Here is an 18,097-nt window from a genome sequence, read left to right as displayed (position 1 = left end):
AACGCGCCCCAAGGCGAGCGACTCCACAGATCCGTGCTCAGAGCCCTCCGTCGCGACGTTCTGCTTGCGCTCCTCGCCATAGCGTTCAACGCTGGTTGCGCATTCGGCGCAGCTGTCACGCTGCGATCACTGATCCAGCACCTCGTCGAACCCGGCACACCGCCGATGGTGAACCTGACGCTGGGGATCACCTGCATACTGCTGACGTACTCGGCGTGGTTGGCGCTCAACCACACCTTCCTGCTCGCCGAACTGGCAGGCATCGGAGCCCGGACCTACATCGAGCAAAGACTGCTACGGAAGAAGCGCGACGGTGGCGGTTCCGACCGACCCTCCAGCGTTGTCACGCTTGTGGACCGTGAGGCGGCGCGCGTCGAAGCTGCCTGGTCCGGCCTGGTATTCATGATTCTGGCGCTCGCCACGTTAATTTTCACCTCTGCGTTCTTTTTCGTGGCACTGGGGCTGAGTGCATTGTCGGCGCTGGCGATCATTGTCATCAGTTCGATGGCGATATTCTGGATTGCCAAACAATTGACCAACGCTCACACAGAATTATCGGCAATTTCGGCGGAACGCATCGACGTCGGCATGTTCTCGATCAACAACCGAGGGATTGCGTGGCTGAAGAACTGGAACGACGACCTGATACGGCGCTACGCCGACAAGCGTGATGGCGAAGAGCGCTCACTCGAGAGGGCGGCGCGTCTTGTCGCGGCGATCAACCTCATATCTACTCTGACACCGGTCGTAGGGATGCTCGCTGCAGCATTTACCCAGCGGGCTTATCTAGGTCATGTGGATCCAGCGGGCCTGCTGTCGGCAATGGCGTTGATGGGGGGTCTGAGATCGGTCGCCAACAATGTGCCCGAACTTGCCCAGAGCATTTCGCAAGGCGTAGTCGGGCACACCAACGTTGCGAAATATCTGTCCGGCACCGGCCTGTCAGACGCCGATGCGAGCACCGTCCAACTGCCGACGACAACGGCAAAGCACATCGCTGTCGTCGGCGCAGCGGGTAGTGGCAAAACATCGATTCTGAAAGCCGGCGCGCGGCTGAACAACCGACTCGGTAGGACGACGATCTTCGTCCCGGACGAACCATGGATCTACCCGGGCGGACTGTATGAGAATCTGTGTCTCTATCGACGCGACTTTTCGGATGACGAAGCGGCCCGAGCACTGGCGCAGTCCAGACTGCCCGACACCTTCTATGCCGAGTACCTCGACACCAAGTCGCCACCTCGAACCGAGGCCTGGGACGTATCCCGTGGGCAAGGAAAGCGGCTGGAACTGGCGCGGGCATTGCTGGCCGAGCCGGCGTGCGTTCTCATTGATCAGCCCACATCAGGTCTGGACGCCGACCTGGGGAGAGGGTTGCTGAGCTCACTCCTCCGGGGGCCGTGGAGCGACACGACCGTTGTCTATGCAACAGACAAACCCGACGAGATCGACTCGGCGGAGGAAATCTGGGTGGTGGCCGACGGCGCAGTGGTCGAAGTCGTACGTGATCTGACGACGCCGTCGGATCTTCTACCCGAAAGCTCGGGGTGGCGCACTCCCGACGAACGTTCACTCCCTCGCCATCCTTCCCGCCGCACGGATGTGACGGAAGACCGGACGCCGTCCAGGCGTAGCTTGATCAGGTTCGGCATCGCGAAGGTCGCACTCGTTGCGTGTGTCCTGTTCGTGTGCCGAGAAGTTTTGACGATCATCGGTGACTACGTGGCGGCCAGTGGTCTGTCCACCGCGAATGTGGCCGAGTCGTCGATGATTCTGGTCTGCGTAGTGTCGGCCGGTGCGCTCTTGTCGATATCCGGCGCCTTGCTGACGGTGCGACGCAGTATCGGTGCGGCATCCCGACAGTGCGTGCGGTACTTCTCGACAATCATGAGCCCGACGTTCGATGGCGAGGCAGTCGATCAGGTCGACCAAGATTCGCAGAGCAAGCTCACGTGGGATCAACGACGTGTCGACGAAGTGTTGCCCGCAATACTGCTGCATACGTTGGGTGCGGCGGCGCTTCTGATCACAACCACCGGTTTCGTCTTGAGTAAGAACATCTTTGCGGTGCTTCCTTGTGCTGTGATGTGCCTCGTCTACTGGCACACTTCACGGCGATCGGACAACCGACTGCGGTACTTCAACGAGTGCGAGATCGGAACGACGTCGGCTTTGTTCGCGCGGGTCGAGGCAACGACACGGAGTTCGAGCAGATTCGAGTTGGCAAGAGACAACGCGGTTCTCGTGAGTTGGCTGAACAGGAGCCTGATGGATCGCGCCCTGGCTTCGATGAACAATGCTGCGGCGCGGCGATGGTTTACCTACAAGCTCGATCTGATGGGGGTGCTCTTCCTGTCGGTCATCGTGGGTTCAACGGTATTCGTCTACGCCCAGGGCGGCCTCGGCCTGACCAATGTCCTGGCGCTGAGTCTCTCATACAGCCTGATTGCACTCTTCGCAAGGTTGGGTAGTTGCCTGGTCGAACTCAGGCAGGTGCTGGACAGCGCGGATCGCCTGCTCACACCTCCGCACCCCGCCGCACCGAACCGAACGTGTCCGACGATGAAAGACGACGCACTCGTATCGTTCACCGATGTCGCATTCGTCGCCAGGCACACCGGTGCACTGCTGCTCGAGCACCACACCGAGTCGTTCTATCGCCGCGACATCGTGGTGATCACGGGTGCCAGTGGGGTGGGTAAGTCGACGTTCGCAAAACTTGTCGTGGGTACATTGCGCCCGACCACGGGTGTCGTCTCGACATTGGGCCGGACGACAGGATACGTGTCGGATTCGCACGACCAAGACGTCCTCCTGCTGACATCGAGTCCGATATTCAAGCCAGGACGATTGTCCGAGCACTTCCACAGCCCCTCACCTCAGGAACTGGCTCGTGTAGTCCGTTACCTCGACGCTGAGGATGTCGTCGAGCGGCTACATTCCGGGTTCGACGAAATAGTTCCCTGCAGCGGTCTGTTGAATCTGAGCAAGACGGAACTGCAACGTTTGGCACTGCTCGATGTGATAATCAATCCGCCCGCGATCGCGATTCTCGACGAAGCCACGTCGGAGTTGAGTGCCGAAGCGGAACTCACCGCATTGCGTGCCCTGACCTCTGCACTTCCGGACACCCTCTTCTTCATCATCACCCACAATCGCGAGCTGGCGAGACTCGCCAACCGAATCTTCCATTTCAACGATGAAAGACGTCTACTCGAGATTTCGGGCGAGCCGCCCGCAACAGCCATCGATCGACGCTCGACCGACAAGGAGGAAGTCGATGGAATGGCAACCCCAGCGAATTGCGTTCTGTGACAGCCATAATGTTTCGGAGCCGCATCTCCCACTGGTGGACATCGCTCACTGGGATGCTCTCCTCCAGAGAAGGGAGATCAGGAACTACGGGCTACACCGAGAGCGCGCGTATGTCGGCCCGGGATACTTCTATATGCCCGTGTCCGACGAGCCCGACGAAGGGAGACTGGCGGAGTTGCTGGAGCTGGCCTCCGCCGCCGACTGGTTGTTGGTTCCCTCTCTTATCAGATCCCAACGCTTACCCGATTCTCGGGTCATCGCGGTTCCGTTCATGCAAGCAGCGTACTTTCGGTCGTCCGGACGTGTGGATTCGACTCTGCGAGCAACCGTCGGAGATCGGCAATACAAGGCAATCAGAAAGCTCACCACGAAAGCTGAGGCGGCGTGTGAAACCCAAATACACCGTCTGTCAGAGCTGGTGGAAGACGGCCGCGCCCTGCACGATTTCGCCGTTCTACAAGCACTGAATGTGGCGAAGTATGGGCACTCCAGGAATCTATATACTGCCGACGTTCTGCGAATGTTGGCACGTTCGTCGGAAGGAACGAAATACTATCTGAAGCTGGACTACGAGAAGTCGACCAATGCGCCCGTGAACGGATCGCTGAGTTATGCCGACGACGAACGCGGTGTGTTCACGATGCTCGTTCAGGGGCTGGACCGTGATCGAATTCCGCGTGGGCTCAATCTGTATATCACCGACTATTACCAGTTGTACCAGTTCGCCGATCGGCTGGGTTTCGAGGACATCTGCCTGGGCCGCGGCGCAATCGAGAGCAAGGTTCGGGTGGGCGCAAATCATATTGTCGACCTGGACAACTGGCTGATTCCGGTCAACACACGCCAGAGACAAGCGATGCACGACTATGCGATATCGGGGTAGGGAAACCAGATGATCAGCGACATGTCCTGGGCGGACGGTAACTTCGTCCGATACGACGATATGACTCTGTCACCCGCGACTCATTCATTATCCTATGGGTCCTCGGTGTTCGAAGGTATCCGTAGCTACGGCGGGAACATCTTCAAGCTCGACGATCACTTGGACCGGCTGCGGCGGTCTGCTGACGTGTTCGGGCATACGGTGCCGTATTCGAATGCAGATCTGGCCGATGCGTGCTACGAGTTGCTGAGAGTGAACGAGCTGAGCGACGCATACCTGAAGTGCCTGGTTTTCTACGACGATTCGGATGTCAGCTTCAGGGCGCAAGGATGCTCCAGTCGGGTAGTCGTTTTTGCGCTACCCTTTTCTGCGAATTCTGCACCAGCGAATTATCGGCTTGCGACGGCAACGTGGAGGCGTGCGCCGGCATCGTGCCACCCCTATCAGGCGAAGACATCGTCGACTTACGCGTTGAGCTACTTGAGCTACCATCAAAAGGCCGATGGTTATGACGACGTCATCTTCCTCTCGACCACCGACACGGTGTGTGAGTCGAGTGGTTCGAATGTGTTCTTCATCAAAGGGGGCGCTTTGCTCACACCCACCACGGAATTGGCGCTCGCCGGAATTACCAGAAAGGTGATCATCGACGAGCTGTCTCCGCGGTTGGGCGTATCTGTCACGGAGCGCAATATTTCCTACGCCGAGCTCGCATCGTTCGACGGAGCATTTTTGTGCGGAACCGCGATGGAGATCACGAAGATTTCCTGCATCGACGAGATCCATTACGAGACGGCTCCATTGGCGGATGCGCTCGCAACCGAGTATCAGCGCCTGACGAACAAGAAGTCGGCGCTGTGAAACCCGGGCTCCCGACCTCAGGTCAGGTGCCGGGCGAAGAACCGGTTGCCGGCGTCTCCCTCGAACTGTGGGACGCCGGTGTGCCCGCCCATATTGGCGTGCAGCGTCTTCTCGTTGGAGCCGAAGGCGTCGAACAGGTCCAAGGCCTGCTGCCGGTCGTTTCCTTCGTCGTCCCACTGCAGCAGGACCTGCAGCGGAATGGTGACCTGCCGCGCCTCCTCGAACATGGCGTGGGGCACGAAACTCCCGGCGAACAGGAGGGCGGCCGAGATGCGTGGTTCCACCACCGCCAACCGGATGCCGATGGCGATCACCCCTCCCGAGTACCCGACCGGGCCGCTGATCTCGGGCAGCTCGAGGAGAGCGTCCAGGGCGGCCCGCCATTCCGGGACCGCCTTGTCGACCAGCGGGAGGATGAGCCGGTCGACGATCTCGTCACTGACCGGATCACCGGCCTCGAGCGCCCGGCGCAGGTCGACGCGGGCCTGCTCGGCCACGGCGGAGCGGTTCCGGTCACCGCTCCCGGGCAGCTCGATGGTGGCCGCGGCGTATCCCGCCGCCGCGGCGTGCCGGGCCCGGCCCACCAGTCTCGGGTACATCATGTGCAGTCCGCCGGGATGACCGACCAGGATCAGCGGCGCCGGTGCGGATACGGATCCGGGCGTCCACAAGATGCCTGGGATCTCGCCGAGGGAAAATGCGCGTTCGAGGACGCCGTCGTCGAGGCGCTGTTCGGAGGTGAAGTGCATGGTGGTGCCCTTTCGGGAGTGCTCGTGAATGGCGCTCCCGGACGACCTATCGTCCGACCGTGACCCCGGAGGGGAGCACCCATGTCGATACTGCGTTCACGGGTACCACCTCCTCGTTCTCTAGCACGGCCTCCGAAAGGTAGCAGTGGCCGCCGTGGTCCGCCAACCGGTTTTTGCTGCCGCGCGCTGTTCCTCCCGACCACCGGGACGACGTCTACCCGCACCGATCGGAGTCCCGAGCGCGCACTCGCACGTCGCCCTGCTGATCGGCACCACACTCGACGAAGTCAGCCTCGGTCTCGTTCAGCCCGGGAGTAGTGCGCGCACGGCGTCGATGGTGTCGGCGTCGGCGGGGTCCTTGTCGGGCCGGTACCGCAGAACCCGGGCGAATCGGAGCGCGACGCCGCCGCGGTAGCGGGAGCTGACCTGCACGCCGTCGAGTTCGATCTCGACGACGATCCTCGGATGCAGGAACACGGTATGGGAGTCGCGGGCGCGTTCATGTCGCGGGAATTCGTCCGTCTGCCACTGCAACAACGCGTCGGTGAGGCCTTTGAACGTTTTCCCCACCATGATCGGATCACCGCCGTCGGGGTCGCGGGCCCCGAGATGCAGATTGGAGAGGTAGCCGGTACGCCGGCCGTAACCCCATTCGGCGCCCAGGACCACCAGGTCCAGGGTGTGCTCTGGTTTGACCTTCTGCCACGCCCGACCGCGGCGCCCCGCCGCGTAGGGGGCCGACAGTGACTTCACCATGACGCCTTCGTGCCCCGCGGCGAGGGCCTCGTCGAAATGTGTTGCCGCTGCGTTGGCGTCGGGCCGGCGCAGTCCTGGGATGCGATGCTGCGGGGCGACGGTTTCGAGGGCGTCGAGGCGCTGCTCGAGTGGGGCGTCGAGCAGGTCGATTCCGTCGAGATGCAGGCAGTCGAAGAAGTACGGGTGCAGCAGTAGCTCGCGGGCACTTTCGGCGCCGAAGCGGCTCATCGTTTCCTGGAAGGGGCGGGGACGACCGGAGTCGGTCAACGCCAGTGTCTCACCGTCGAACACCGCGGACTCGCAGGGGAGGCCGGCGACGAGTTCCACCAGTTCGGGGACACTGCCGGTGATCTCACGCAGCGTGCGGGTGAAGATGTGGACTTCATCGAGGTTGCGGTGCACCTGAATTCGCGCACCGTCGAGCTTGAACTCGACGCTGACGTCACCGCCGAGTTCCGTCCAGGCGTCCGCGAGGGATTCGGCGGGAGAGGCCAGCATCGGCCGGATCGGTCGACCCACCTCGAGGCGGAACGCGCCGAGCGCCTCCACTCCGCCGGCGAGCGCCGCGGTCGCAGTGGCCGGCAGCCGCCCCGACAGCATGAAGGCGCGGCGAACCGGCTCGACGGGCAGAGCGGCCGCGGCGGCGATGGCGTCGGTCATGATTCCTTCGAGTGCGCCCTGTCGAAGATCTCCTGTCAGCAGCCGAACGAGGAAGTCGCGTTCGCCCGGCGTCGTTCGGGTAAATAGGTCGGTGAGCAGAGTGCGTCGTCGTTCCGTCGAGCCCGATCCGGAAGTCCCGGCCAGCTCGGTGAGCAGTCCGTCGACATCGGCGACGGTCACGGTGGAGTGATCCGCGGGCGTGGCGGGGAGGTCGGCGAGCATCCGCCAGCCGATGCCGATCCGGCCCTGCCGCAGTTCCCCGGAGAGCCAGGCCACCACGGGCTCGACCTCTTCGGGTTCGAGGTCGGCGAGCAGTGTGCGCAGCGCCTCGATCTTCACCTTGCGGGACCGGGTGGCCCCCACAGCACGCGACGTGTCCACGATCCGCGAAACCAGCATTCCCCGACGGTAGCTGGATCGATGCTGCGGTGCACGGTCAGCAGTTGGGCCGTCCGGACGTAATTCTCGCAGTTGAGGAAAAGCCGCGGAGGGTCTCCCTCGGTCACCACCATCAGCTCTCGAGATACTTCAGCGCCGACTGGGCGGCGTTGAAGCCGCACATGCCGTGGACTCCTGCCCCCGGCGCGGTCGCGGAGGAGCACAGGTACACCCCCGGGATTCCGGTGGAATACGGGTCGAGGCCGATGCGGGGCCGCATCGCGATCTGCAGTGCGGTGTTGGCGCCCACTCCGATGTCGCCGCCGATGTAGTTGGCGTTGTGCTGTTCCATCTGCGCCACCGAGCGCACGTGCTGCCCCACGATGCGGTCTCGGAATCCTGGTGCGAACCGCTCGATCTGGTCGATGATCGCCTGCGTGGCGTCGCCCGAATAGCCATGGGGCACATGTCCATACGCCCAGACCGGGTTGATATTCCCAGCGGAGCGGGACGGGTCCGCCAGGTACTGCTGCCCAAGGAGCACCGTCGGCCTCGCGGGCATGACACCACGCGCGATCTGTCCTTCGGCCTCAGCGACCTCTTCGAACGTTCCGCCGAGATGCAGCGTCCCCGCGGCGCGGCAGTGCTCGTTGGTCCACGGAACATGGCCGTCGACGGCGAAATCGACCTTGAAGGCCGCCGGCCCGTATTTGTACCGGCGGTAGGCGCGGGCGACCCTGCCCGGCAACCGATCACCCGCTATTCGCAGCACGGCACGCGGCGCCACGTCGAGCATCACGAGGTCCGGTGAGCCCAGCGAATCGAGGGAGTCGACGTACACCCCGGTCTCGATGGTGCCGCCGAGCCGGCCGAGCAGCGACGCCATCGCGTCGGTGATCGACCGGGAACCGCCCTCCGCGACCGGCCACCCGTACGCATGGCCGGCGGCGGTGAGCATCAGACCCACGGAACTGCTCATCGGGGTGTGCAGAGAACTGAACGCGTGGGCCGCCACCCCGCCGAACAGGGCCCGTGTCTCCGGTCGCTTCCACCGGCGGGCCGTCAGTGCCGCCGGGGCGAGCGCGTTGACGCCGAACTTGGCGAGCTGCAGAGGATGCGCGGGCCAGTGCGCGATCGGACGGAACACGTCGCCGGTCAGCTCGTCGAACGACGTCGACAGCCGGCCGAACATCCGCTGCCAGGCCTTGCCGTCCTCGCCCATGTTCGCGGCGGTGCGGTCGATGTCGCGCCAGAGCACCCCAGCCGATCCGGAGTCGAGGGGGTGGACCAGGTCGATCTCCGGCCACAGCCACCGAAGTCCGTAGTCGCCCAGCCCGAGCGACTGCAGAAAGGGCGAAGCCACCCCGGTGGGGTGGAACGCCGAGCAGTCGTCGTGGATGAGGCCGGGGAGGGTGAGTTCGGAGGAGCGGGTGCCGCCACCGATCGTGTCCTTGGCCTCGAGCACCCGCACCGACACGCCCTGCCTGGCCAGGTGGATGGCGGCAGCGAGCCCGTTGGGCCCGCTGCCGACCACTACCGCAGTTGTCACGAGGTAGTCCTCACTTCAGTGCCATCGCCATCGGCGCCTCGGTCACCACTTCGTGTGCGCGTTGCGAGGCATCCCGTAACGACCATTCAACCTCGAGGGGGATAGGCCCGTCAGGCAACCAGGGCTGCGCGTCCACGGCATCCTTGACCAGGTACGACCCCGTTGAAGGGACAACGTTCCGTTCAGCGTCGAGATCGGGACACGACGGCGCGCACCCAGTACACGGCAACGCCGACACCGAGGACGACGATGCCCCACACCACCGAGGGAAGGGGAAGGAACGCGGCGAGGATCAGACATCCGGCCGCACCCGTCGCCGCGACGAGCCGGGACCGTAGCTGCGCAGACAACGTCCACGCAGAGGCGTTCGCGATCAGGTAGTAGACCAGCACGGCGAACGACGAGAACCCGATGACTCCCCGCAGATCCGCTGTCGCGGCGAGGACAGCCACGACGGTTCCCACGGCCAGCTCGGCGCGGTGCGGTACCGAGTAGCGAGGGTGGACGGCGTCGAGGACCCGGGGGAGGTTTCCGTCGCGGGCCATCGCGAACGTGGTGCGGGACACGCCGAGGATCAGCGAGAGCAAGGAACCGAGTGCGGCGACGACGGCGGCCACCCGCACGACAGGTTCGGCACCAGCGAATCCGGCGGCAGCGACCGCCTCGGCCAGCGGGTCGGTCGCGGCGGCCAGCCGGTCCGGACCGAGGACGGTCAACACCGCGACCGCGACCAGGAGATACACGAGCAGGGTGACTGCGAGCGCAAGGGGGATGGCCCGGGAGATGGTCCGGCGCGGGTCCCGAACCTCCTCACCCAGGGTGGCAATACGTGCGTACCCGGCGAAGGCGAAGAATAACAAGCCGGCCGCTTGCAGAACGCCGGTGACGCCGTAACCCCGGGTCAGTACCGGGCCGTCGAAACCCGTGTCGGTTGCGTTGAGGCACAGCAACACGACCAAGGCCAGGACGGCGAGGACGAAGAACACGATTCCGCGGGTGGCCCACGCCGATTTCTGAACACCCAGATAGTTGACCGCGGTGATCACCGCGACGGCGACGACCGCGATGACGTGCTCGTAACCCGGCCAGGCGTAGGCGCCGACGGTCAGGGCCATGGCCGCACAGGAAGCAGTCTTCCCGACGACGAAACCCCAGCCGGCCAGGTATCCGAAGAAGGGGCCGAGCCGTTCGCGGCCGTAGACGTACGTCCCCCCGGACTGGGGGTAGAGCGCTGCCAGGCGCGCCGAGGAGTTGGCGTTGCAGTAGGCGATCACCGCTGCGACCGCCAACCCGAAGAGCAACGCGCCGCCCGCCGCGGCAGCAGCCGGAGCGAGCGCCGCGAAGATGCCGGCCCCGATCATCGACCCGAGGCCGATCATCACCGAGTCGAATACACCCAGTCGGCGTTTGAGCTGCGGCGCCGATAGCGGCTCGGTCATGCGGTCCCTTCCGGCGGTCGACGATGGTCGGTCGCCGACGCTACCGCGCCCCGTCCGAAACCGCCGACCACGCCGATCGGGTCACTCGCTGAATTCGCCCATCACCGGATGCCATTCGCTGACTCGCAGGTTCTCCACGAGTTTCGCCTGAACGAACGGATCCTGCTGGAACAGTCGAGTGACCGTTTCTTCGTCGGGCCCATCGGCGATGATGAAGGCGCCCGTGCCGTCGGCGAGGGGACCGGTCGAACGCACCACCTTCCGCCGGATCATTTCCGCGATCCAGCCGCGATGATCGCCCCGGTGATCGTCACGCCGCGACGACGTCTCCGGGTTGTAGGTGTATTCCACGACGAACAGAGACATGCTGTTCTCACTTCCTCGGGAGACTCCCGGTGTCTTCAGTCTGCAACACTCACTCGTCGAGCGGGACCCCGTCGACGACGATTCGGGTGGCATCGCCCGGGAGAAACGACACATGGTCGTCGATGCCCGACGCCTCGGCCGTCGTGAACGGGTAGTACCAGGCAGCGTCGTCGACAGGCTCGTCGGTGCCCGACCCCGCGAACGACAGGTACGACGCGGTGCCCTTGTACGGGCAGGACGTGCGGGTGGGGGAGTCGGTGAAAAACTCGCCGCGCACGTCGATCCGGGGAACGTAGTAGCGGACGGGTAGTGAAGTCTCGAACAGAAGTTGCGGCCGGACACTGTCGGCGACCAGAGTGTCGCCGATGTAAACCTCGACATGCCGGGACGAGGGTAGGACGTCGACCCGCACATACGGGTCGCGGGCGTGCACGAACACCTGCTGGTCCTCCTCGTACCAGGCGTCCATCTTGTTCCAGTAGAACGAGACGTACGTGCTCAGATCCAGCGAGTCGTCGAGGGGCGCGTCGTATCCCCACAGCGCCTGCTCGGCGCGGCGGTCGCTCACCACCAGGTCCCAATACCGGGCCGTTCCCTTCCACGGGCATTGAGTCGTCGTGGCCACGGGCTCGAGGAACTCGGTCCGCACATCGTCTCGGGGAATGTAGTAGACGGGCGGCAGCCCCTTCTCGAACAGGTACACCGCGCGCGTCGTGTCGGCGATCGGCTGTCCGGCGAAAAACACCCGAATGCGCCTGTGGCTCTGTTCGATCGAAATTCGGCCGTTCGCTGCGGACTGCTGGACCGCGGCGGCATGAGTGAGAGCGGTAGACATCGGCGCCTCCATGGAAGGCCCCGCGGCCGTGCGCCTTTGTGGTAACCGGAGCTACCAAAAATTCGCACGGACAAGGAGCGTCAGCGGGTGATCGTGTTGATTACGTCGAACACGGCGGGCGGCGGGATCTCCTGCGGCAACTTCGGGCGGATCACCTCGTCGAAGAACTTGTCGTGGTCGGCCTGGGACTCCCAGATCTCGGACACCGTCATGCCGTCACCCTCAGCGAATGCGTAGTGGGCGATGAAACCGCTGGCATTCCGGAGCGCATCGGTGGTGGGCGTGGCAACCGCGGAGTACTGATCGGCCGTCATCCCTGAAGCGTGGTGTCGTACTACAACAGACATTGGTTTGTCCTCTCGATGACTGAAGCCGTACCTGCCGGTCACACGGGACGGGAGAGCACGGTAGATACAACCCTTCTCGGTCGAAAACGGGCGGTCAAGGCTCGACACGCCTAGGGTCGAGGGCACGGGTGTCGACGCCCCGGGCTCACCATTAGCGCTGCGACTCCGGCGCTGACCACCCAGAGGGTGAAGGGGTACAACGCAAGCCGTTCGGTGGCGCCGAACGACGTGCCGGGGACGGCGATGGCGATGGTGCCGAGCATTCCCGCGAGGCAGCACGACCCCGTCCAGACGGCGAATCCGCGCCACCGCTCGAACAGCGCCACAGCGAGGAAGGCGAGGGCTGCGTTGCGGGCCACGAATGTGGGGGTGGCGACGATCTGGTGCAGGCCGGCGTCCACGTTGATGGGCACCAGTCCGGTCAGTGCCGCCAGCACGAGTAGGGCCAGGGCGGTCACCCGCAGCCGCCCAGCGGGGAGGAATCCGCGCAATCCGACGGCACCGACGACGATCAGCACACCGGTCATGACGAAAGCACCGTTCATCAGCGCGTGAAGGGGCGAGCAAATTCGGGCGACCGCCAGTTGGGATGCGGATCCGTCGCATCCCGTGGCACCGAGCTTGCTGATCGAGTCGGTAGTCGCCTCGTACCGTCTCGGCCACGCTGCTGCGGTGACCACCTCCGCGACGAAGTACAGCGACATCAGTACCCACGCTGCGCCGCCTACGCGCACGGCACGGGCATCGTGTGCTGAGCTGATGTTCAGAACGCTCACCTCTTGTGAACCGTCGCGTTGTGCGCGGCCTCGACCCACGCTACAGACGCTTGCCCAGTATCGTGTGATTGTTGACAATCCCAGGGCGTGACTCGACCATGTAGCCATGGCCTTGCCGACTACGCTTCCCGGACGGGACTTCGAGACGGAGGGGCAGGACGCGCGTGGCTGAGCTGACCCGTCTTGCCACCAGCCTCCGCGCTGACCTGGCGGCGCGGGGCATCGACCTCGACACCGGGTCCCGACGGCGGGCCGAGTACTCCTTCGATGCCTCGAACTACCGCGTGCCGCCGCTGGCCGTGGCGTTTCCACGCACCGTGGACGATGTGGTGTCGATCGTCCGGGCATGCACCGACCGTGCGATACCCATCACCAGTCGCGGCGGCGGTACCTCGCTCGCCGGCAACGCCATCGGCAGGGGAGTGGTCCTCGACTTCTCCCGGCACATGGCCGCCGTCCACTCTGTGGATGCCGTCGCGCGGACCGCCGTCGTCGAACCCGGGATCGTTCTCACGGACCTGCAGAAGGAGGTCCAGCTGGCGACGGACGGGGCTTTCACCTTCGCCCCCGACCCGTCGAGTAAGTCCCGCGCCACCGTCGGTGGTGCGATCGGGAACGACGCCTGCGGCAACCACTCCGTGCGGTACGGGCGCACATCGGATCACGTGATCGCGCTCGACCTCGTCACCGCCGGGGGACATCGGTTGACCACGACCCGGAACGGTGTCCGCGCCACCGACCCCGACGACGCGTCCGCCGTGGCCGAAGCAGAACGGATCGGGACCGGGCTGCGGGACCTGGCCGACAGTCACCTCGCCGAGTTCCGGCTCGAGCTCGGTCGGATCCCGCGGCAGGTGTCCGGATTTCATCTCGCGAACCTGTTGCCGGAGAACGGATTCGACGTCGCTCGCGCCCTGGTCGGGAGCGAGGGGACGTGTGCGGTGATCGTGGCCGCCACCGTGGCGCTGGTGCCGGTGCCCCCGGCGGCGATGCTGTTGTGCCTCGGCTACCGCGACCTGGTGGACGCGGCGCGAGACAATGCGATGCTCCTCGCGTACGCACCGGCGGCGATCGAGGGCATCGACTCGGCGATCGTCGACACCATGCGACACCTCCGCGGCGCCGACTCCGTCGTGGGACTTCCCGAAGGCTCGGCGTGGCTGTACGTCGATCTCGACGGGGACGATTCCGCCGAGGTCGAGCGGCGCGGCGCCGAACTGGTGTCCAAGCTGCGGGCGGCGGGACGGCTCGTCGAAGCCCGAGTGGTCGCGGATCCCGCCGAACGCGCGTCGCTGTGGCGAGTGCGTGAGGACGGCGCCGGACTGTCTGCGCGGCTCGTCGAGGGCGGTGAGTCGTGGACCGGATGGGAAGATTCCGCAGTCGCTCCCGAGCAACTCGCCGACTACCTGGTGGACATCAAGGCGCTTCTCGCCGAGTTCCACCTCACCGGAGTGATGTACGGCCACTTCGGTGCCGGATGCATGCATATTCGCATCAACTTCGATCAGCGCACCGAGGAAGGCCGGGACGTCATGTCGCGGTTCATCCACCGGGCGGCGGAACTGTGTGTCCGGTTCGGCGGTTCGATGTCGGGCGAGCACGGCGACGGACGCGCACGCTCGTCGCTGCTACCGCTCATGTACTCGCCGACCGTGATGTCGGCGTTCGCCCAGTTCAAACAGCTCTGGGATCCGGCCGCGCTGCTCAATCCGGGCAGCATCGTCGATCCGGAACCACTGCTCGGAAGTCTCGCACTCGACGGCGTCGACCCACGACCCTGGCAGACCAGCTTCGACCTCACACCCACCAGTGAGGTGCCCGTCGCCCCCTTCGTCCACGCGGTGCAGGGCTGTATCGGCGTGGGCCGCTGCCGCGCGTCGACGGGCGGCGTGATGTGCCCCAGCTTCCGGGCGACCGGCGACGAGAAGGACTCCACCCGCGGCCGGGCGCGTGCCCTCCAAGAGATGGTGCGCAACTCGCCGACGATCGCCGACGGCTGGGCCTCCGAGGACGTCAAGGAGTCCCTGGACCTGTGCCTGTCCTGTAAGGCGTGCTCCACCGACTGCCCGGTGGGTGTCGACATGGCCACCTACAAAGCCGAATTCCTCGACCACCACTACCGCGGCCGACTCCGTCCACTGTCGCACTACTCGCTCGGCTGGTTGCCGGTGTGGCTTCGGGCCGCGGAACGGTCGGCTCCCGTCGTCAACACACTCACCACCGGACGGCTCGCGAAGATCGCTGCCCGCCTGGGTGGTATCACCCCCCACCGAGAACTGCCGGAGTTCGCTTCGCGCAAGCAGATTCGGCGTGAGGTCGGGAGCACGTCGGGAAATTCGACCGCTGATGTCGTGCTGCTCGCCGACACCTTCACGCGGGGTTTCCGGCCGCAGGTAGTCGGCGCGGCCGCGCGGGTGCTCGAGCAGGCGGGGCTCAGCTCCCAGTGTCGCAGCGACGCATGCTGCGGCCTGACCTGGATTTCGACCGGCCAACTCGATCGTGCCAAGAGAACCTTGACCAAGGCGGCGAAGCTGCTCGACGACGGCACAGACCGTCCCATCGTCGTCCTCGAACCCAGTTGTGCTGCGGCACTGCGCAAAGATCTGCCCGAACTCGTCCACACCGATGCCGCACGACGGGTTGCGGCCAGAGTGCAGAGCTTCGCCGGTGCGGTGCTCGACCGCGTCGCGGCGGGGTGGCAACCGACCCCCGTGCTTCCGGAGGACGTCACCGTGCAGACCCATTGCCATGAGTACGCGGTGTTCGGTGCGGCCACCCAGCGCAAAGCCCTGCAAGCAGTAGGCGTGGCGCGGGTGCGGGAAGCGACCGGATGTTGCGGCGTGGCGGGGAACTTCGGATTCGAGGACGAGCACTACGACGTCAGTATGCAGGTGGCCGAACAAGCCCTCGCCCCGGCCCTACGCGCGACCCCCGACGAGGCCGCGGTCCTGACCGACGGATTCAGCTGCCACATGCAGGTGCGCCAACTCGAACCGTCGAGGTCGTCGATGCACCTGGCTGAACTCCTCGACCCGGGGCCCTAGGCGGCCTGTTCGGTTCACGCTGATTCTGACGATGGCGGCGGCCGCGGTCGTGGTGAAGCGTGGAGGGGCAGATGTCCGCGCCGACAGGAGTGTCCTTCATGACCGAACTTCTCGACCTGAGTACCGACGTTCTCGTCATCGGCGGTGGGCCCGCCGGTGCGTGGGCGGCTCTGCGCGCCGCCCAGTCCGGCGCCGACGTCGTCCTCGTCGACAAGGGGTACTGCGGGACGAGCGGTGCGACGGCACCCTCGGGAACCGGGGTCTGGTACGTGCAGCCCGACCCGGCCGAGCGCGCCAAGGCGAAGGCCAGCCGCGAGACGCTCGGCGGTCACCTCGCCGACCACCAGTGGATGGACCGTGTCCTGCACCAGACGTACGTCAACATGAACCTTCTCGGCGAGGAGGGAAGGTATCCGTTCCCCGTTGACCCCGACACGAGACAGCAGATCCGCACCGGACTGCAGGGACCCGAGTACATGCGCCGGATGCGGGCGTGGATCAAGAGGGCAGGCGTCCGGATCCTCGACCACTCACCGGCGCTCGAGCTCCTTGTCGACGCCGACGGCGTGGTACGCGGCGCGGCGGGATACCAGCGTCAGGATCACCGCGACTATCGCGTCGCTGCCGGCGCGGTCGTGATCGCCAGCGGGGGTTGCGCATTCCTGTCCCGCGCGCTCGGCACCAACGTCGACACCGGGGACGGTGCGCTGATGGCGGCGGAGGTGGGGGCCACGTTCTCCGGGATGGAATTCTCCAATGCTTACGCCATCGTGCCCGCCAACTCGACCATCACCAAGACCGCCTACTACGGCTACGCCACCTTCTTCCGCGCCGACGGAAGCGTCCTCGAGGGTGCCGGCTCGACCAAGGGTCGCTCGGTGATAGCGCGCACGTTGCTGTCCGAGCCGGTCTACGCGCAGCTCGACCGCGCCGACGACGTGGTGCAGCGACAGATGCGACTGGGTCAGCCCAACTTCTTCTTGCAGTTCGATCGTCGCGGCATCAACCCGTTCACCGACCGCTTCGAGGTGAGCATGCTCGCCGAAGGCACCGTGCGAGGAACCGGCGGCATCGACGTGGTCGACAACAGCTGCGCCACGACGGTTCCCGGATTGTTCGCGGCCGGCGACGCCGCCACCCGTGAGCGCATCTGCGGAGGATTCACCGGTGGCGGCAGCCACAACTCGGCATGGGCGATGTCGTCGGGCAGTTGGGCCGGGACGGGTGCCGCCGGCTTCGCTCGTTCGGTGGGCCGGATTCGCGCGTCCGAGCTCCGCGCGGTGGGCCGAGCCGGGCTGCGGCCGACGTCGCGATCCGAAGTGGACGCCCCGGCCGTCGTGGCGGCCGCGCAAGCGGAACTGCTCCCGTACGAGAAGAATTTGCTGCGTGACGGAGGACGCGTTCAGGGTGCCCTCGACGAACTGGAGTCGTTGTGGACGGTGGTGTCTTCGGGCCTCGGCGCCGACTCCGGTGACCAACGGGTCCGGGCCAGGCAGGCGGCGGCGATCACTGCAGTCGGCCGCTGGATGTACCACTCGGCGCTGGCACGCACCGAAACGCGGGGCATGAGCAAGCGAGCCGATTTCCCCGACCTCGACCTGTCCCAGCACCATCACATCCTCACCGGCGGCCTGGACGAAGTGTGGACCGCGGCCGGAGCGCTCAAAGGTGCAGAATTGCAGGTGGCTTCGTGATCGAGGTGGTGCTGGCCGAGGCGTGCATCGGCTGCGACAAGTGCGTCGACGCATGCCCCACCAACGTCTTCGACCGCACCGAGTCGGGGGTTCCGGTGATCGCCCGCCAATCCGACTGCCAGACGTGCTTCATGTGCGAGGCGTACTGCCCCGTCGACGCCCTCTACGTCGATCCTCGGTCCACGCCGCTGCCGGACGGTCAGCACATCGCCGACGAGCACATCGGCCGCTACCGGGAAAAGCTCGGATGGGGAAAGGGGCGAATCGCCGGATCGCTCACGGCGATCGGCCCCGCCCTGCCGCACGGCGCGCCGCCGCCGAGGCTCCGCCCGTGAGTGGTTGAGGAGTCCAGGGACTCGTTTACCGCTCACAGCGAGGAATACCGTCGTATCGTCGCGAGTTGGTGTTGTTGCCTGCACCGGCGAATCCGAGCGAATCGAGTAGA

At 65.3% G+C, this 18,097-nt stretch carries 14 protein-coding genes; 6 read left to right on the top strand and 8 right to left on the bottom strand.

Annotated features, from left to right (window positions below):
* The first annotated feature begins 33 nt into the window (after positions 1-33).
* The 3 genes from R4P95_RS29950 to R4P95_RS29940 are packed head-to-tail and all read left to right on the top strand — an operon-like array spanning position 34 to position 5,059.
* On the top strand, positions 34-3,315 hold the full coding sequence (locus R4P95_RS29950; protein ID WP_317747092.1) for an ABC transporter ATP-binding protein: 3,282 nt from the start codon (positions 34-36) through the stop codon (positions 3,313-3,315).
* Positions 3,281-4,198 (top strand): hypothetical protein, encoded by a 918-nt coding sequence (locus R4P95_RS29945; RefSeq protein ID WP_317747094.1) that lies wholly within the window; start codon positions 3,281-3,283, stop codon positions 4,196-4,198. Before R4P95_RS29950 ends, R4P95_RS29945 begins: the two co-directional genes overlap by 35 nt.
* Positions 4,199-4,207: 9 nt before the next feature.
* Positions 4,208-5,059 carry an aminotransferase class IV gene (locus R4P95_RS29940; RefSeq protein ID WP_317747096.1) on the top strand — a complete coding sequence of 284 codons (852 nt, stop codon included), beginning with the start codon at positions 4,208-4,210 and terminating at the stop codon, positions 5,057-5,059.
* A gap of 17 nt (positions 5,060-5,076) precedes the next feature.
* On the opposite strand, the gene R4P95_RS29935 is transcribed toward R4P95_RS29940, so the two are convergent.
* From R4P95_RS29935 to R4P95_RS29900, 8 genes are all read right to left on the bottom strand, one after another.
* On the bottom strand, positions 5,077-5,808 hold the full coding sequence (locus R4P95_RS29935) for an alpha/beta hydrolase (protein ID WP_317747097.1): 732 nt from the start codon (positions 5,806-5,808) through the stop codon (positions 5,077-5,079).
* Positions 5,809-6,111: 303 nt separating this feature from the next.
* Positions 6,112-7,623 (bottom strand): ATP-dependent DNA ligase, encoded by a 1,512-nt coding sequence (locus R4P95_RS29930; protein WP_213572762.1) that lies wholly within the window; start codon positions 7,621-7,623, stop codon positions 6,112-6,114.
* Between the two features lie 112 nt (positions 7,624-7,735).
* On the bottom strand, positions 7,736-9,151 hold the full coding sequence (locus tag R4P95_RS29925; RefSeq protein WP_213572761.1) for a phytoene desaturase family protein: 1,416 nt from the start codon (positions 9,149-9,151) through the stop codon (positions 7,736-7,738).
* Between the two features lie 182 nt (positions 9,152-9,333).
* Positions 9,334-10,590 carry an APC family permease gene (locus tag R4P95_RS29920; protein WP_213572760.1) on the bottom strand — a complete coding sequence of 419 codons (1,257 nt, stop codon included), beginning with the start codon at positions 10,588-10,590 and terminating at the stop codon, positions 9,334-9,336.
* 81 nt (positions 10,591-10,671) lie between these two features.
* Positions 10,672-10,956, bottom strand: coding sequence for a YciI family protein (locus R4P95_RS29915; protein WP_317747098.1), 285 nt, complete (start codon positions 10,954-10,956; stop codon positions 10,672-10,674).
* A 49-nt stretch (positions 10,957-11,005) separates the two neighbouring features.
* A complete protein-coding gene (locus R4P95_RS29910; protein ID WP_213572758.1) occupies positions 11,006-11,791 on the bottom strand; it encodes a DUF427 domain-containing protein in 786 nt (261 codons plus the stop codon).
* Positions 11,792-11,871: 80 nt separating this feature from the next.
* Positions 11,872-12,105, bottom strand: a complete 234-nt coding sequence (locus R4P95_RS29905) for a hypothetical protein (protein WP_249353861.1) — start codon at positions 12,103-12,105, stop codon at positions 11,872-11,874.
* 143 nt (positions 12,106-12,248) lie between these two features.
* Positions 12,249-12,914 carry a DUF998 domain-containing protein gene (locus R4P95_RS29900; protein ID WP_317840520.1) on the bottom strand — a complete coding sequence of 222 codons (666 nt, stop codon included), beginning with the start codon at positions 12,912-12,914 and terminating at the stop codon, positions 12,249-12,251.
* 164 nt (positions 12,915-13,078) lie between these two features.
* On the opposite strand from R4P95_RS29900, the gene R4P95_RS29895 reads away from it, so the two are divergent.
* The 3 genes from R4P95_RS29895 (at position 13,079) to R4P95_RS29885 (ending at position 17,987) form a co-directional block, all read left to right on the top strand.
* Complete coding sequence (locus R4P95_RS29895; RefSeq protein ID WP_317747099.1) at positions 13,079-15,958, top strand: FAD-binding and (Fe-S)-binding domain-containing protein; 2,880 nt, start codon at positions 13,079-13,081, stop codon at positions 15,956-15,958.
* Positions 15,959-16,056: 98 nt separating this feature from the next.
* Entirely contained in the window at positions 16,057-17,652 is a 1,596-nt protein-coding gene (locus tag R4P95_RS29890; protein WP_317747100.1) for an FAD-binding protein, read from the top strand.
* A complete protein-coding gene (locus R4P95_RS29885) occupies positions 17,649-17,987 on the top strand; it encodes a ferredoxin family protein (RefSeq protein ID WP_213572754.1) in 339 nt (112 codons plus the stop codon). The genes R4P95_RS29890 and R4P95_RS29885 overlap by 4 nt, the downstream gene beginning before the upstream one ends.
* Positions 17,988-18,097 lie beyond the last annotated feature (110 nt).

It is taken from the genome of Rhodococcus sp. IEGM 27 (assembly GCF_033142305.1).
In the GTDB taxonomy this organism is placed as follows: Bacteria; Actinomycetota; Actinomycetes; order Mycobacteriales; family Mycobacteriaceae; genus Rhodococcus_F; species Rhodococcus_F oxybenzonivorans.
The sequence above is the reverse complement of the archived record's forward strand: the minus strand, read 5'-3'. Positions and strand labels throughout refer to the sequence as shown.

Bases quoted from the DNA above. Each gene is read 5' to 3' on its own strand.
- R4P95_RS29935 (WP_317747097.1), bottom strand. From the start codon at position 5,808: ATGCACTTCACCTCCGAACAGCGCCTCGACGACGGCGTCCTCGAACGC.
- R4P95_RS29890 (WP_317747100.1), top strand. From the start codon at position 16,057: ATGACCGAACTTCTCGACCTGAGTACCGACGTTCTCGTCATCGGCGGT.
- R4P95_RS29915 (WP_317747098.1), bottom strand. From the start codon at position 10,956: ATGTCTCTGTTCGTCGTGGAATACACCTACAACCCGGAGACGTCGTCG.
- R4P95_RS29940 (WP_317747096.1), top strand. From the start codon at position 4,208: ATGATCAGCGACATGTCCTGGGCGGACGGTAACTTCGTCCGATACGAC.
- R4P95_RS29945 (WP_317747094.1), top strand. From the start codon at position 3,281: ATGGAATGGCAACCCCAGCGAATTGCGTTCTGTGACAGCCATAATGTT.
- R4P95_RS29910 (WP_213572758.1), bottom strand. From the start codon at position 11,791: ATGTCTACCGCTCTCACTCATGCCGCCGCGGTCCAGCAGTCCGCAGCG.
- R4P95_RS29905 (WP_249353861.1), bottom strand. From the start codon at position 12,105: ATGACGGCCGATCAGTACTCCGCGGTTGCCACGCCCACCACCGATGCG.
- R4P95_RS29930 (WP_213572762.1), bottom strand. From the start codon at position 7,623: ATGCTGGTTTCGCGGATCGTGGACACGTCGCGTGCTGTGGGGGCCACC.
- R4P95_RS29920 (WP_213572760.1), bottom strand. From the start codon at position 10,590: ATGACCGAGCCGCTATCGGCGCCGCAGCTCAAACGCCGACTGGGTGTA.